The organism is Agarivorans sp. JK6, assembly GCF_045277145.1.
In the GTDB taxonomy this organism is placed as follows: Bacteria; Pseudomonadota; Gammaproteobacteria; order Enterobacterales; family Celerinatantimonadaceae; genus Agarivorans; species Agarivorans albus.
The window spans coordinates 2,778,577-2,794,139 of the sequence record NZ_CP113525.1 but is presented as its reverse complement, the minus strand read 5'-3'; the positions used below and the strand labels follow the sequence as shown (position 1 = coordinate 2,794,139).

General features: G+C 44.1%; 15 protein-coding genes. 13 read left to right on the top strand and 2 right to left on the bottom strand.

Translation table 11 applies throughout. The features are described 5' to 3' along the window. Positions 1-4 precede the first annotated feature (4 nt). Both OV592_RS12990 and OV592_RS12985 read left to right on the top strand, forming a co-directional pair. Positions 5-547, top strand: a complete 543-nt coding sequence (locus OV592_RS12990) for a hypothetical protein (RefSeq protein WP_406608865.1) — start codon at positions 5-7, stop codon at positions 545-547. 12 nt (positions 548-559) lie between these two features. Further along, positions 560-1,618 carry a glycosyltransferase family 4 protein gene (locus tag OV592_RS12985; RefSeq protein WP_406608864.1) on the top strand — a complete coding sequence of 353 codons (1,059 nt, stop codon included), beginning with the start codon at positions 560-562 and terminating at the stop codon, positions 1,616-1,618. 160 nt (positions 1,619-1,778) lie between these two features. Here the strand turns inward: OV592_RS12985 and OV592_RS12980 are convergent, their stop codons facing one another. After that, positions 1,779-1,955, bottom strand: a complete 177-nt coding sequence (locus tag OV592_RS12980) for a hypothetical protein (RefSeq protein WP_016400551.1) — start codon at positions 1,953-1,955, stop codon at positions 1,779-1,781. 883 nt (positions 1,956-2,838) lie between these two features. Here OV592_RS12980 and OV592_RS12975 point away from each other — a divergent pair. From OV592_RS12975 to OV592_RS12945, 7 genes are all read left to right on the top strand, one after another. Then, a complete protein-coding gene (locus tag OV592_RS12975) occupies positions 2,839-4,428 on the top strand; it encodes an ABC transporter substrate-binding protein (RefSeq protein WP_406608863.1) in 1,590 nt (529 codons plus the stop codon). An 11-nt stretch (positions 4,429-4,439) separates the two neighbouring features. After that, a complete protein-coding gene (locus OV592_RS12970; RefSeq protein WP_016400548.1) occupies positions 4,440-5,393 on the top strand; it encodes an ABC transporter permease in 954 nt (317 codons plus the stop codon). Next, positions 5,390-6,199 (top strand): ABC transporter permease, encoded by an 810-nt coding sequence (locus OV592_RS12965; protein WP_406608862.1) that lies wholly within the window; start codon positions 5,390-5,392, stop codon positions 6,197-6,199. The genes OV592_RS12970 and OV592_RS12965 overlap by 4 nt, the downstream gene beginning before the upstream one ends. After that, entirely contained in the window at positions 6,174-7,556 is a 1,383-nt protein-coding gene (locus tag OV592_RS12960) for an ABC transporter ATP-binding protein (protein WP_406608861.1), read from the top strand. Before OV592_RS12965 ends, OV592_RS12960 begins: the two co-directional genes overlap by 26 nt. Before the next feature lie 279 nt (positions 7,557-7,835). Next, complete coding sequence (locus OV592_RS12955) at positions 7,836-8,072, top strand: NIPSNAP family protein (protein ID WP_406608860.1); 237 nt, start codon at positions 7,836-7,838, stop codon at positions 8,070-8,072. A gap of 245 nt (positions 8,073-8,317) precedes the next feature. Continuing rightward, positions 8,318-8,812, top strand: coding sequence for an ATP-binding protein (locus OV592_RS12950; RefSeq protein WP_016400543.1), 495 nt, complete (start codon positions 8,318-8,320; stop codon positions 8,810-8,812). 70 nt (positions 8,813-8,882) lie between these two features. Further along, the gene (locus OV592_RS12945; protein ID WP_406608859.1) at positions 8,883-9,416 is read left to right on the top strand and encodes a cysteine hydrolase family protein; all 534 of its coding nucleotides are present in this window, start codon (positions 8,883-8,885) and stop codon (positions 9,414-9,416) included. Between the two features lie 64 nt (positions 9,417-9,480). On the opposite strand, the gene OV592_RS12940 is transcribed toward OV592_RS12945, so the two are convergent. Next, positions 9,481-10,452, bottom strand: coding sequence for a glycosyltransferase family 2 protein (locus tag OV592_RS12940; RefSeq protein WP_406608858.1), 972 nt, complete (start codon positions 10,450-10,452; stop codon positions 9,481-9,483). Positions 10,453-10,505: 53 nt separating this feature from the next. Between OV592_RS12940 and OV592_RS12935 the strand changes: the two genes are divergently transcribed. The 4 genes from OV592_RS12935 (at position 10,506) to OV592_RS12920 (ending at position 15,427) form a co-directional block, all read left to right on the top strand. Continuing rightward, positions 10,506-11,900: an O-antigen ligase family protein gene (locus tag OV592_RS12935; RefSeq protein ID WP_406608857.1), complete on the top strand. Its 1,395-nt coding sequence runs from the start codon at positions 10,506-10,508 to the stop codon at positions 11,898-11,900. 149 nt (positions 11,901-12,049) lie between these two features. After that, positions 12,050-13,054, top strand: coding sequence for a glycosyltransferase family 2 protein (locus tag OV592_RS12930; RefSeq protein ID WP_406608856.1), 1,005 nt, complete (start codon positions 12,050-12,052; stop codon positions 13,052-13,054). Then, positions 13,054-14,019, top strand: coding sequence for a glycosyltransferase family 2 protein (locus tag OV592_RS12925; RefSeq protein WP_406608855.1), 966 nt, complete (start codon positions 13,054-13,056; stop codon positions 14,017-14,019). The genes OV592_RS12930 and OV592_RS12925 overlap by 1 nt, the downstream gene beginning before the upstream one ends. Next, positions 14,006-15,427: a lipopolysaccharide biosynthesis protein gene (locus tag OV592_RS12920; RefSeq protein WP_406608854.1), complete on the top strand. Its 1,422-nt coding sequence runs from the start codon at positions 14,006-14,008 to the stop codon at positions 15,425-15,427. The genes OV592_RS12925 and OV592_RS12920 overlap by 14 nt, the downstream gene beginning before the upstream one ends. The last annotated feature ends 136 nt before the right edge of the window (positions 15,428-15,563 follow it).

Below are 15,563 nucleotides of genomic sequence, written 5' to 3'. Positions count from 1 at the left end.
GACCATGAACAAGTTAATCAATGTAAACCGTATCTTAAGTAGTGGGCTATTGGTGTTAAGCAGCAGCTTGTTAGTGGCCTGTGGTGGAGGCGGCGGTGGAGGTGGCCAAACCGAAGTTGTTGAAACGGTAGAAACTGAACCAAGCCCAGAACCAACAACACCGGTGGAAACAGTGCCCGAGCCAAGCCCTGAGCCAACGCCTATTGCAACCAGCTTAGAGGAGGTTCAAGTAGCAGAAAGCTTTATCTTTAGTAACCAGCAAGATATAGAGTTGCTGGTATCTTATCCAATGCTGGGAGACGAACGAGCTTACTTAAACATTTGCACCCAATGGAAAGACATGGAGCAGCAAAGTCTAGAGTACAGTTCTTGTGTATGGCGAGGTCAAATTAGCCAATCTCAAATGGCACTAGATATAACTTTGCCTGCTCATGCCAGCACTTTGGTTGCCGAGGTTTGGCAGCTATCTTCTGGCAACGTGACTCGGGTTCATCAAGAGTTAAGTTTGGCAGAGTTAGGTGTTACCTCACCGAGCTTTTCGTTTTAAGAGGTCAATGTGATGCAGGCATATCATCATGGTGAGATTGTCCCTCAAGCGCATTCTGTTTGGTTGTTTATCGACAGCCAAACAGTGGGCGGTATAGAGAGCCACGTGTTAAATTTGGCCTTAGCGCTTCATCAACGAGGCCATGCTGTATGTGTTGTGTTTTGGAAGGCTTATATCAAGCCTCATCCTATGCTCAGTCAGTTAGAGCAAGCTCAAGTACCTTGGTTGATACTCGATGGCGCGATAGCTAGTTTGTTGCATGCGGTGAATAACTTCTCCCCAAGGCTAGTACATAGCCATGGTTACAAAGCGAGTTTAGTTGGGCGCGTGTTACGCTGTATTAAACCTATCAAGCTGGTTTCTAGCTATCATGCAGGTGAAATTAGTCAAGGGCGTTTAGCCTGCTACGACTGGTTAGATCGTTACACTGCGTGTTTGTCGCAGGCCAGAATTGCCATTAGTCGAGATATAGCCAAGCGTGTTGCAGCGTCTAGCAAGATAGTGAACAACTTCGTGCAAGTCCCTCCGTTTGTATCGACCTTAAAGTCTCGGCGATATAAGCGCCGTTTAACCATTGGCTTTGTTGGTCGGCTAACAGAAGTAAAGGGGCCTGATCGCTTTTACCAATTGGCTAAGGCCATGCCTGAGCTCAACTTTGTGGTGTTTGGTGAGGGGGCTTTATTGCCAAGTGATGATTACAAAAACTTAAGTAATCTAAGACTACGCGGAAAACAAAACAGCATGGATAGTTGCTGGCAAGAATTGGATTTACTGTGTATGCCTTCACGAAATGAGGGCTTGCCGCTGGCGGCTTTAGAGGCCATGAGCAGAGGGATCCCGGTTATCGCCAGTAACGTTGGGGCGTTGAGTGAGCTCATCAAGCACCAACAAAATGGTTTTATACTAGAAAGCTTTGAAGTGGAGCCGTGGTGTAAAGTTATTAAACGCTGGCAACAAAATGCTGATTTTCAGTATCAACTTGCTAAGCAGGCCAGGCAAACCATTATCGAGCGTTATTCCCCAGAAGCGATTATCCCGCAGTTTGAAAAGGTGTATAGCCAACTGGCTTAACGGGAGCTTGATTGTGCTTGTTTCCTGTTGCAATTTGCATTAATTCAAAATGCTTATCTGATGGATCTTAGGAAGGATAAGTATTTTCCGTTCTAAAAAACTAGCTGCATTCTCAGCTGAAAATGCAGCTCTAAAAGACCTGAAGTTAACGATTGTGGAATTACTTTTTCGTCTTCATTTTGCAATCATCTATAACCGCTTTGGTTATAGGGCCGCGAGACTGCTCGGTTTTCAATACCTTTGAACAGTCAAAATTATCGTTAAAAACATAAATGCCCATGGCTTGAACAGAGCTTGCTGCAAAGCTAAGAGCTAAAGCTAAACTTAAAACTTTCATAGTGATTCCTTTTACAAAAAAGTTTTTATTACTGTAATGAGTGCAATGGCTGTCGACTTATTAACAGAGTTACGGAAGACGATTTGGTATTAACGATGACTAGTTATATTGTTAACTGCGTCACAAATCAGCTTCTAGGTAAAGGTTAGGTCAGTGTTATAAAAATGTGAAGTTAAATAAAGGTCATTTTTTAATCAGATGTTGGTTATAAAGTGTTTTTTATTTTTTATTTTTGTAATCAATGTCTTATTGTATTTGGTTTTTATTCATTTGCTTTTAAATTGACTTTATTGAAACGAAATTTAATAAAGGCTTGCGTGACTGACTGCGCGAAGAAATCTTTAGCGGCTGGTTTTGTTCAATTTTTTTTGGCTTGCTTACATTTGGCATGAGCTCTGTTTTAGAAAACTTCTTTGTTGCGTGCTTAGGCCCTATGTCGTTTTATTTGTTAATTACTATCTTGGCTGTGATTTGCAATTGAAATGATATAACATCACATTTATTCGTGTCCCACTGTTGCTACTGTGTTTTATTTCAGCCGCTTCCAATTTAATAAATTGCTAATACTGGCGATGCTCATTATCCCTGTGGGGTTGAGTAGCCTTTCGCTCGTTCATGCGATGGAGGTGGAGCAGCATATTCATGAACAGCACCAGTGTGAAATTTATGATGCGATACTTAATGCAATCAGCTATCCAGCTAGTTCAGTCACTTTAGTCGCTCTTACTAAGTGCTCTCTTAGCTTTAGTACATTAGAAGAAACGGCCTGTTTTACTGCACTTCCAAGAACGCGTTCTCCGCCTCTGCGGTTCTAAATTTTCTACCGAGTATCTTTTTAAAATCTCTTTTTTATAGCGTTAAATGGAATACGTTAGGAACCCTTATGACTGAAATATCTTATAAACCTAAGAACAAACTCAAGCGCGGTGTTTGGCTTGTTGTGCTCGCACTAGCGGTTGTTGTTACCGCTGTAATGTTTAAAGACTCCAAAAAATCTGAATCTTTAATGCCAAGCAAAGCCAATACTTTATCTATTAGTGGTCCTTGGGAAATGACCAGTTTAGATCCCTCTAAACAGGGCTACATATTAACCCGTATGCAAGTGATTGAGACGCTGTTAAACGTGGATGAACGTGGCGCTATTACAGCAGGATTAGCAACGCAGTGGCAGGTAAGTGAAGATGGGCTGAACTGGCAATTTACTTTGCGAGATGGAGTGACCTTCCACGATGGTTCAAAGCTTGACGCTAATGTAGCTGTTCATTCTCTTAAGGTTGCTCAAAGTAAGCACGGTACTTTAAGCAAAGCGGAAGTCGTGAACATTTCTGCACTTAGCGGCAATGAAATTAGTATCGAGTTAGCTAAACCGTACGTGGCGTTTGCGGCTCTGCTAACCAACTATTCAAATGCCATTTTGGCAGAAAAATCCTACCAAGAAGATGGTGCGGTACTAGAGCTATATGGCAGTGGCCCATACCAAATAGAAAGCTTTTCGCCGCCTCACAAATTAACCGTGAGAAAATTTGATGAGTACTGGGGAGAAAAGGCTCAAATCAGCTTTGCAACTTACTTAACAGGTCACCGAGCCGAAAGCCGGATTTTGCAGGCTAAATCTGGCGAAGCTGACATAGTGTTTACCCTAGACCCAGCTATGCTTAGCCAACTTGAATCAAGCACTGAGTTAGCTGTTCACAGCAATCTAATCCCACGAACTATGTTCGTGAAGTTAAATGCTGGTCACCCCTTCCTGAGTGATGTTAAAGCTCGCCAAGCCTTGAGTATGGCTTTAGATAGAGCCGCTATTAGCAAAAATGTACTGGGTGCTGAAGGTTCTGAAACTGCACAACTTATGCCTAGTTCTATGTCGCAATGGTTTATTGAAGGAGTTGATAATAATCCTTACAACTTAGAACAGGCGCAGCAAATACTAAGCGATTTAGGTTGGCAAAAAGGTACGTCGGGATTGTTAGAGCGCGATGGTCAGTCATTTAAAATTACTATGATGACATACGCAGACCGTCCTGAACTGGCTACAGTAGCAACGGCCATTCAAGCGCAGTGGGCCAAACTTGGCGTAGATCTAAAAGTAGATGTAACTAACTCAAGCATGATCCCAGCAGGCCATACCGATGGTTCTTTAGAAATGGCGCTTATTGCCCGCAACTTTGGCTTTAGTGCCGACCCTTTACCCATTATTAGTAGTGATTTTGCCAACGGTGGTGGCGACTGGGGAACCATGAACTGGGTAAATCCTCAGGTAGATACTGCCATTGCTGAGTTGCTAAATTCCAGCCAGGCTGAGCAATCTTTTGCCTTAAGCCAAGAGGTGGCGCAAGAGATCTATCAGGATACGCCTGTGCTACCTATTTCTAGCTACAGCCAACATACGTCGGTTAATGCACGAGTGAAGAACTTTAAGTTCGACCCCTTTGAGCGTGATTACTTCATCAACCAGATGTATTTCGAACAGTAGGAACGTAAACGATGTTGTGGGATCTAGCTAAAAAGCGCTTATACCAACTTATTTTAGTTGCTTGGGGAGTGGGTACGCTGACCTTTGTATTGATGCGTAGCCTACCAGGAGACATGGCTTATAGAATTGCGGCCAGTCGCTACGGGCAGGATAACGTTGATTCAGCAGCGGCAGAACTTGTTCGCCAAGAATTAAACTTAGACCAAGGTTGGTTGAGTAGCTACGTTAGTTGGTTGTTAGACCTACTGCAGCTTAACTTAGGTAATTCACTGGTAAGTGGATTACCGGTTAGTGAAATGGTTTTGCATCAACTTGGCCATTCCTTGCTGCTGGCAGGAGTTGGCATAGCCTTATCGATATTGATTGCACTGCCTTTAGGTACCTTAACGGCTAAAGAGGTATTGAAGAAAAAAGGCGGCGTGATTAATTCGCTGGTGGTGTGGTTTTCCACCTTTACCCGGGCAATGCCAGTATTTGTATTGGGATTGATACTAATTTTGTTGTTCGCCATTGAGTGGCAATGGTTCCCAGTAGCTGGTTACGGTACTTGGCAACACCTTGTTTTACCAAGTGTAACCTTAGCGATTAGTTTAGCAGCGGTATCCAATCGGGTGGTTCACAATAGCGTAGGCAGGGTGCTTCGCTCACCCTTTTATCTATTCTCCCGAGTAAAAGGCTTAACCGAGAATCAAACCTTTTTTCGCCATGGTGTGAGAAATATGGCTGTGCCCGTTGTTGCTTTTATTGGTATTCAACTGGTGAGCGTGATTGAGGGGATAGTGATGATTGAGTCTCTTTTCTCTTGGCCTGGTGTTGGCCACGGGCTTGCCCACGCTATTTTTGCCCGCGATATTCCGGTTATTCAAGGCTGTGCCCTTACCATGGGGGTATTGTTTGTATTGCTAAATAGCCTGATAGATGTGTTGTGTTACTGGATTGATCCAAGAGGTCAGCTAGAGAAATGATGAAGCAATTAAATTTAAATCAAAAGCTTGGCTTAATTATTCTGCTTGGGCTGCTGGCATTTTCGCTATTAGTGGCTTGGCTATCTCCACATAGTATTGATGAGCAAAACTTAGCACAGCGTTTATTACTGCCAAGTGCCAACAATTGGCTGGGTACCGATCACTTTGGTCGAGATATGATGACCCGTTTAGCCAGTGCTATCGGCTTGTCATTTAGCTTAGGCGTGCTTTGTGTTGTTAGTGCCTCTGTATTAGGTGTAACGCTTGGCGTTTGTTCTGCTTGGGCGGGAGGCCGAGTTGAGCAAGCTCTAGATGTGGTGGTGAATATACTACTCGCGCTACCTGGTTTGGTGTTGGTGTTATTACTTTCTGCACTGGCGCCGGGTTCATTTTTAGTGATGTATCTTGCTATCTCATTGGTGCAGTGGGTCGAGTACTATCGGGTAACCCGCGCAATTACGCGAACCATTGTCGATAGCCCCGAGCGGCAAGTTTCCGCCATGATGGGCTTTGGAAAATGGTATCAGTTTAAGCGTCACATTTGGCCAGCAGTCGCTCCGTCGGTATTTACCATGGCAGCCTTTGGTGCTGCGAATGCCATTTTAATGATGGCTTCACTGGGCTTTATTGCAGTTGGTATTCAACCACCATTGGCTGAACTGGGCTTAATGAGTGTAGAGCTATTTCCGTTTTATATTGAAGCACCTTGGGTACTCGCTCAACCCTTACTCGTGGTTGCTCTATTGGTATTAGGTTTTCATTTATTAGCAGGAGCGAGCCGTGAATCTCTTAATTCAGCTGACTGATCTTTCGATTAATGCCAAAGAGCTTGAGTTGCTTCAACCCTTATCGCTTCAGTTATACCAAGACAAACCTTTAACTATTCTTGGCCAAACCGGCTCGGGTAAAAGCTTGTTAGCTCAAGCCATTGTGGGTTTGTTACCTAGCGAATTATCGCAACAAGGTAAGGTAGAAGTGTTTGGTAAAGCTCATGAGCAAAAGTCACTCACCAGTCTTTGGGGCAAACAGGTAATAATGCTACCTCAAGAGCCTTGGCGCGCGCTTGACCCGTTAATGCCTGCTTATCAACAAGTGTCTGAAGTTTACGAGTGTTTACACAATCTCGACGAAGAAACTGCATTCAATCGCGCGATAGAAGATCTAGACCGAGTGGGTTTGAAAAGCAGTGCTTTAAAACGCCCAGGGCAACTATCCGGTGGCATGGCGCAGCGTTTAGCGGTATCAGCGGCAACAGCTGGTGGAGCAAAACTGGTGCTAGCCGATGAGCCAACTAAGGGGCTTGATGTAAGCCGTAGAGACGACATCATTCAATTGCTTATCAACAGTGCCAAGGGTGGTGGTTTGCTAACCATTACTCATGACATAGAAGTTGCACGCCAGATTGGCGGTGAGATTATTGTGATGAAAGAGGGGGAAGTGGTTGAACGGGGTAGTGCTGAGCAAGTTTTGGAAAATCCTCAACATGCTTATACCCAGTTGCTGATTGCCGCGGATCCACGACATTGGCAACAGCGTGAGAAAAGCCAAATTGCTAAAACCCCAGTGCTCGAAACTAAAAGTTTAGCGATAGGTCGCAATGGTACAGCGCTGTCGAAGAACATCGACTTCACTATTCACACTGGCGAAGTGGTGGGGGTGGTAGGTGATAGTGGCTGTGGCAAAAGCACCTTAGGCGATACTTTACTTGGTTTACTTAAGCCGGTTGATGGCCAGGTAAACAAGTTAAAAAACGACGCTAAACCTTACCAATGGTTGAAGCTTTACCAAGATCCACCTGCGGCAATTACCTCTAGTGTTTCACTTGAAGTATTGTTGGAAGACTTACTCAAGCTGCATAAGGTAGAGCGCCAGCGTGTGCCGGATTTAATGAACAAACTCAACTTGGCGCCAGAGCTTCTCGCGCGCAGAAGCACCGAGGTGTCAGGGGGAGAATTGCAGCGTTTTGCAATTTTGCGCGCTTTGTTACTGGATCCGGTATTTTTGTTTGCCGATGAACCCACCTCTCGCTTAGATCCGATCATTGCAAAAGAGGTTACCGACCTATTAGTGGATTTGGCGAAACAACAAGGTTGTGCGCTGTTATTGGTAAGCCACGATCCCTACATGATTGAGAAGCGCTGCGATACTGTAGTGCGCTTGTAAGGTGAGTTAATTTACAGGTAAGCGTATAAAGGCGGCTTAGCTAAGCTGGGCCGCTTTTATTCGTTTTAGCGCTTCACAATTAAGTTACCCAGTTTTATTGGCCTAGAAGTTAGAGAGCTAATCATCTGATTAGCTAATAAAAGAAGCTAAGTTTGCAAGGTCATATTAGCTAAGTCTTAGGCTCTCAACATTTAAAAGGAATTGAGCACAATGGTTACTTGTTACGTTCGATATATTATCGACCCTTTCAAACTACCTGAGTTTTAAGAGTGTGCAAAAATGTGGATACCGCTGGTGAACCGACTAGGAGGGCAACATAACGGATATTTTCTACCTTCTGAGGGAGCAAATAACGTAGCTCTAGCGTTATTTACTTTCCCAAGTCTAGCGGACTATGAGGTGTGCCGTAATAAGTCATTAGGTGATCGTGAGTGTATTGAAGCATTTAAGTTTGCAGAAGATACTCGATGTGTTTTAAGTGTTGAACGTAGTTTCTTTAGGCCAGTATTTAGCTGATAGTATGTACCAATAACAAGGGATAAGCATGAAAGTACATTACCTTGAGGTCGTAACTCTAGATGTTGAATCTGTGTGTAATGCTTACGAGCTTTGCGATTTGTATACTTGGCTCAATTGAGCACGGTTTTTGGCAACTATAAATAATTGGCTGATTAGCTGTTTTGCACTTAACAAGCTAATTTAAATTTTGCCTATTTGATCTTATATTTCTCTCATAGAATAGACATAAAAGGATGTTTAAAATGGCTAGGCTAATTATAGTTTGCGGCGCAACAGGGGCAGGTAAGACAACTTATTCTCTCTCTATTTGTGAAGACATTGGCGCAGTTAAATTCTCGATAGATCCTTGGATGCAGACGCTGTTTGCTAAGGATATGGTGGAACTCGATTTCTCGTGGATGATGGAGCGGGTAGAGCGTTGCTACCAGCAAATATGGGAAGTGAGTGAGCAAATTTTAGCATTAGGTGGAAACGTTGTTCTCGATTTAGGTTTTACTACCAAAGCGCTACGAGACATTTTTGTAAATCATGCTAAGGCTTTGAAAATAAATGCTGAAGTTCACTACATAGAAGCTGCGTCGGAAACACGCAAGCAGCGAGTCGCTAAACGCAATATGGAAAAAGACCCTAAAGTATATTCCTTTGAAGTGACCGACATGATGTTTGACTTTATGGAAGGCAAGTTCGAGGTGCCTGATGACATGGAGTTAGAGCATGGCTGCAAGGTGAGCTTATAACTAGGTTTTTGGGTTTTGCCGCGCGGTGAAGCTTCCCCTAAAACGGCATTAACTTAGTCGGAGGATATTAATGAAATCTGCAGTATTGGTTATAGATGTTCAGTCGATTTTATTCGACCCAGAACCTCAACCATTTGAGTCTCAAGTGGTTCTTAACAAGATAAATCAAGTTACCAGTTTGGCGCGCGCAAAGTCTGTCCCGATAATCTTTATTCAGCACGAACATGCCAATTCTGTCATTGAGTATGGAACCGAGGGATGGGCATTGCAGTCTAGCCTAGTAACTCAAACGGGTGACCATTTTGTTCGCAAAACCACTCCCGATTCGTTTCTCAATAACAACCTTGAAGAGTTATTGAAAGAGCTAGCCGTTGATAGCCTAATTGTGTGTGGCTATGCCTCTGAGTTTTGTGTGGATACCACTGTTCGCAGAGCGGCTGGTTTAGGCTATCCGGTAGTGTTGGTATCTGATGCTCACACAACTCATGATAAAGAGCACGCAAGTGGCGCTCAGATTCGAGCCCACCATAACGCTACCTTAGCTAATATCTCTAGTTTTGGTGTAAAGATAGAAGCAATAGAGACTGCTAAGCTTTGGCCGTAACCGCAAGGTTTACGCTTTACAATTGTGTTTAACTTAAATGCCTTAATAACAATTAAACCCTAGGCTATCTCAGCAATAACAAATTACGGGTGTCCGCTAAGGTTTCTATAACGCGTCGGCGATTTGGGGAATAGTAAAGAGCCTGAACTCTTGAGAATATTGCTGATAGTCGCAGGCTTTGTTCATTGTATAGCTCCGCTTCTGCGGTGGCGATGCGAGCTTTGGCTTGGGCTAAAGCTTTTGGTGATTGCTGTTTTACTGCTTGCGCATAGCGCTGATAGATAATGTGCATGGCTTTAATGCGTAGCTGACTTTTACTGCTTTCAGAACCATCGCGCATTAGGTATTCGCAATCAACATGGTTGCTAATGCCAACAGGGCCTAGTAATGCCAACTTTAGCCACAAGTCCCAATCTTCTGCCGAGGGCAGTTGCTCATCAAAGGCGAAGCATTTTAGTAAGGCTGTCCGTGATGCCATTACCGTAGAGGTGCCAACCACGTTTTCTGCAAACAAACTTGCTGCGGCATCGGCTTTAAGTTGGTAGCCCTTTTTTTGTTGTCTTAAGCCTTGGTAGTTTGGCCAAAACTCGAAGCAAGTGCCTCGGTCTTCGCCATTTTCTCCCACATGCCGGTAATCGGTGAAACTAAAGCTTAACTCAGGCTGTGCTTGATGAAATTCGATTTGGCGTTGTAGTTTGCCTGCTAACCAAATGTCATCGGCATCTAAAAAAGCAATAAGTGGCGCTTTTGCTTGTTGAATGGCGATATTGCGAGCCACTGCTGGGCCTTTGCCGCTGAGTTTAATGCTACGTAGATGCGGTGTTTTTTGCTGTTGGTTTTGCAGCCATTGCCAGGTGCCATCGCTAGAGTTGTCGTCTACTACAATAACTTCCAGCTTATCTACGTTTTGTTGTTCAACGCTTGCTAAGGCTTGTTTTAAGTAGCTTAAACAATTGTAAGTAGGGATCACTACACTGCATACGGGTTGGCTATTCACTAAGTTAGGCATATCAATCTCCTGGATAGTAGCTGGCATTCAGCTTGCTTATACAGCTACATAAGCAAGCTGAATGCCAGAGAGTAATGTAGATGAAAGCAGCCTTAAAAAATCAAGACCATAGCGGAATGCGACTTAAGCCTTTAGCTTGGTCACTATTGGTTGTGGCGGCGGTAGCTCTAATTTGGTTAAAGCTATCTAATCCCTTGATTCCAATAGCCTTAGGCGTTCTTCCTCTGCTTGTTGTCATGGTGATGAAACAACCTTTTTGGGTAGTGCTTGGCTTTGTTTGTTTCTCATTTTTTCGTTTACACGAAGCTTTTCCTGCCTTGTATGTTTTACGCATTCCGCAATTATTGGCCCTTGCATCTTTAGCTTGTTTGGCTTGGCATTTATTCATTTCTCGCAAAATGCAAATCTACTGGAGTAAAGAATTAAGCTGCTTAATGTTGTTTGTGGCTTTGTGTGCGGTGGGGGTGATATTTGCCAGTAGTAGGCCTACAGCAATGGCATATTTTAATGGGGTATTTAGCAAGATTGCATTAATGACTGTGGCGATTGCTTGGTTAATGCGTCGCCCCGAAGATTTTGAAAGAGCAGCCGTTGCCTTTTTTGTTTGTGGCTTAATGATTGCGACAGTTGCCTTACAAAATGCCGCCGCCGGTATAGAGATGGTAGAGGGTACCCGAGTAACCATTGGCCGCTCGATGGGCTCGGTATTAGGAGACCCGAACGACCTCGCCTTAACCTTGCAGTTTCCCTTAGGTTTTGCCTTGGCCTTTAGCTTAAAGCGAGGTTTATCGTTCACTCGCTTGCTGGCCATTGTATGTGCTGGAGCGATTATCTTGGCCATTTTGGCCACTCAAAGCCGAGGTGGACTGTTAGGCATTGCCACCATTTGTGCAGTGCTAGCATGGCGAAGAGTGGAAAATAAGGCGCTGCTAATTAGCGCCGGCGCCTTGGCATTACCGATATTGTTTATTCTGGCGGGGGTGTCGGAGCGTAGCTCGGGTGGGGCGGCCGAGTCGGGAATTGATGAGTCTTCTATGGGCCGAATTTATGCATGGCAGGCTGCCTTTAAGATGGCTTTATATAACCCCATTACCGGGGTTGGGATTGATAACTTTTATGCGAACTACTATTTCTTCTCGTCTCACTGGGATGGTAAAAACCATGCTGTTCATAGCACTTGGTTTGGGGTGTTAGCAGAAACAGGCTTTGTGGGGTTTATTGTATTTTGTGTGCTGCTATTTAAAGTTTGTCGGCTTGCCCATCAGAATCTAAAGACCCTTGCACAACATGCTACAAGCAAGCATGCTGGCTTGTTCTCCTGCGCTGAAGGGGTGTTTGCGGGTATGTTAGGCACCATTGTTTCGGGCACCTTCCTTACTCAAGGCTTTACTTGGCCTATCTATATTTTTACTGCCTTAGTAGTGGCGATTGCTCAACTACTTCGCCAACCTATTGCAGAATGCAAAAGCCTCTAAACAAGCGTTCCTTGTTACAACCTTTCCGCTTTTATCTTGTTGAATTTAAATAACTAAAAATGGATGGCCTAGCTTTTGCTCTAGTGTTGCTATGACCTGAATTCGAACTCGAAATAACGGGTCGAAGAATAGCAAAAGAGGGCATCGTCATGTTTAACGTATCTATTATTGTTCCTGTCTATAAATCTGAGCAGTACCTAGCAAGTTGTTTGAGCTCACTGGCCAAGCAAACGCTCGAACATGTTGAGGTAATAGTGGTTATTGATGCCTCTCCAGACAACTGCGCAGCGATTGCTGGGGAGTTTTGTATTCAATATCCAGAACGCTTTCGCAAAATTGTATTGGAAAAAAATGTGGGTGTGTCGATGGCTCGCAACATTGCCATGCAGTCGGCGCAGGGTGAATACATTGGTTTTGTAGACAGTGATGATTATGCAGAGCCAAATATGTTTGAACTGATGTTTTGCAAAGCGCTCACAACCAATGCCGATGTGGTGAGTTGCCAAATGCGCTCTTTTGAAACGCATGCCTCTAGTGTGGAATACCACAACATTCCTACCAAAGAGTATTACGACGATACCTTTGTGACTAACAAGCTGTTTCGTCGTGTTTATCTGCTTTCCAAGCAAATTAATTTTTATAGCAATGTGATTTTTGAAGATGAACCTTTTGCGTATACCGCACGCTTTGCCACCGAGAATGTAGCAGAGGTTAATCAAGTGCTTTACAACTACCGAATGAGTCCAGAAGGCCTGTGCCGTGGAGATAACCACGGTCGATTCAACCTCTATGATAAGCAGTTGATGCTGGCAAGGTTTTTAGCCGATATGGAGCGCCGGGGCGCTATTGAAGGTCATGCGGCGGAGCTGCTGCAGTGTTTAGCTAATCACGCTTTAAGCGCGCTTTATTATCATATTTCTGCTGTTGATTTGTTGGGCTTCTTTAGTTTTATCGACCATCTAGTGGGTAAGTACCGTTTGCTTGAGCGCTGCGCAGTTGTTCCCCAAGACTACAAAGTAAGCCGTTATTTAAAATTCAGAGGCTCGGCAACACAAATTGTATTACTGAGTTATTGGGTAAAGGCGCGCCAGTTCAAACAACAGTTTTCTGTAGGGCTGTTATCGCCCAGCTTGAGTAGTGAAGGAGCTAAATAATGGAAAGTGTATTTGCTTCTCAGGTCAGCGTGTCTGTGGTGGTTCCGGTGTTTAATACCGAGCAATATTTGTGGGAATGTTTAACTAGCCTAGAAAACCAGCAACTAAGTTCACTGGAAGTTATTGTGGTGATTGATGCTTCACCGGATAAGGCTTATCAACTAGCGACGCGTTTTGCCCAGCAATCCAGGTTGGCAATTCGCATTGTTAACCTAGATAAAAACGTGGGTTTAGCTCAAGCGCGAAACATTGGAATGAGCCACGCTAAGGGCCAGTATCTTGGGTTTTTAGACAGTGATGATTACGTAGATGAAAACATGTATCAGCATTTGTTTAATGAGGCCAGTGGGCAGCAAGCGGATTGGGTAAGTTGTGGTTTTAGTAAGTTTTCTGCCCACGGGGTAGAGTGCTACGCCCATCAAAATATCAGCGAGAATACTTCGGTATGTAACAAGTTATTTCGTCGAGAGTTTATTTTTGAGCATCAAATCGTTTTTCCGCAAGGGGAGTTATTTGAAGATGAAATTTTCTCTTACATGGCCGAACTGTTCGCAGATACCGTGGTGCATATTGAGCAAGCTTACTACTTTTATCGGCATAATCCGCAGGGCATTTGTCGACGCGCTGGCGCCGACAAACATCGTTTGTATGCACGTATGTCATCTATTGGTGATTTTATGCAGCGCATGGAGCAAAGCAAGTTGTTGCCTAACGCTGCGCCGCTGTGTTTGGAAATGCTTTGTCGGCATGCTTATTTGCAGTTAAGAACCCAAGTGAGTTGGTTCGATTTACTCTGTTATTGGCGCTTTACCCAGCACCTCATCGAAAAATATCAGCTAAACAACGGTGACTCGCAAACCCAAGATAATTATTTTGTAAGCAGCTTTAGTAAATGGCAAAGCCGAGAGTGGGCTCTTTGGTTGATTCGCATTCGAGCGGGGAGAGCCAATTATGCTGTGGAATAAACTTAAGCAAGCTCGCCAATCCTTACAGGAAATGGGTATATACGGCGTACTCATGATTCTGCAAAAAGGCATTGGCTTAATGATGCTGCCAGTCACCACGCGCTATTTGAGTTTGCAAGAATACGGAGTATTAGAAAGTCTGGTAGTGATTTTTTCTCTGTGTTCGCTGTTAGAAATAAGTGCAGGTGCTTTGCCACGTTTTTACCCAGAGTGTAAAGATGCCGCGGCGAAAGCGAACCTTATTTCGTCGTCTGTTTTATTAAGTTTGAGTTACGGCGTAGTGTTAGCCGTATTGGCAGGAACAGCACTAGCCCTAGCACCGCTAGAGGTGTTCTCTCAGTTAAGTCTTATTCAGTTAGCTGGCGTTTCTGCGGTTATTGCTTTATCCATTTCTTTGCAGCCTATTATGATGTGGCTGCGCATTGAGCGCCGCGCTGACAGTTATTTTTATTTAGTTGTGGCGCAAGCGAGTTGCCAAGTAGTGATGACTCTACTTGGTTTGCAGCAAGGCTGGGGAATGGATGCGGTGATTGTTGCTAGCGTTTGTGCCAATGCTTTAGGTTTAAGTATTGGTTTGTGGTTTTGCCGCAAACAGCTGAAGTTGAAGTTAGATCTTGCCCTTGCCAAGTTAACCTTAAGTTATCAACGTTGCTTAATTGGCGCTTCGCTCGCGCTATTCATTATGCATGGTTTAGATCGGCTGCTACTAGCAGAGTGGTTAGGCGCAGAAACGTTAGCCCAGTACGCCATTATGATTAAAGTGGTTGAGGCCACCGCCATGGCATTTGGTGTATTAGAAAGCTGGTGGTTACCACGTCGGTTTACGGTGTTACAACAACGCAATGGCGTAAACGAAGTGAGTGTGATTCATCAGCGTTTGCTGTTCGCGGTGATGTTATTGATTTTGTCTGCTGCGTTATTTGCCCCCATAGTACTTAAGTGGGTGCTGCCAATAGAGTACTTAGGTGGCATTGAATGGTTGCCTTTAATGCTTTTGGCGCTGGGCTTTAAACTAGCCACTGCAGTAACCGATATTGGTTGCTACCTACCAAATAGCCCTGTTTGGCTGCCGCGGATTAATGCTTTGTCGGCGTTGATGGCGATAGGTTTGTATTACCTACTTATCCCTATGTGGGGTGTTTGGGGGCTGATTGTGGCTACCAACAGTGTATTTGCTTTGCGCTTTATACTATTCACCGCACTGAGCTTACGCTTTCAGGCCTTGCCTTATAAAGTAGCTGTGCTGCTCAGCGCTTTGCTCCCTCCTTTAGGTTTGCTTCTAATCGTTCCGTTTATGGCCTCTTCTATCTGGACCTCTTTATTACCGGCCATTGGCTTAAGCTGGTTGTTGGTATGGGCAATGCCATTGGTAAAGCCCAAAATGCATTTTAAGAAGGCTTATGCTTGAGCCCCAAAGAGCGAATTGCAAACTGCAACTCGCTCTTTGTTTTTCTTTGTAAGTTATTGAATAAATTGATTTTAGTTTGTTGGCATAAATGCTGCTATCTACAGTTTAAGACAACACATCTACCTGTTATTGGGGA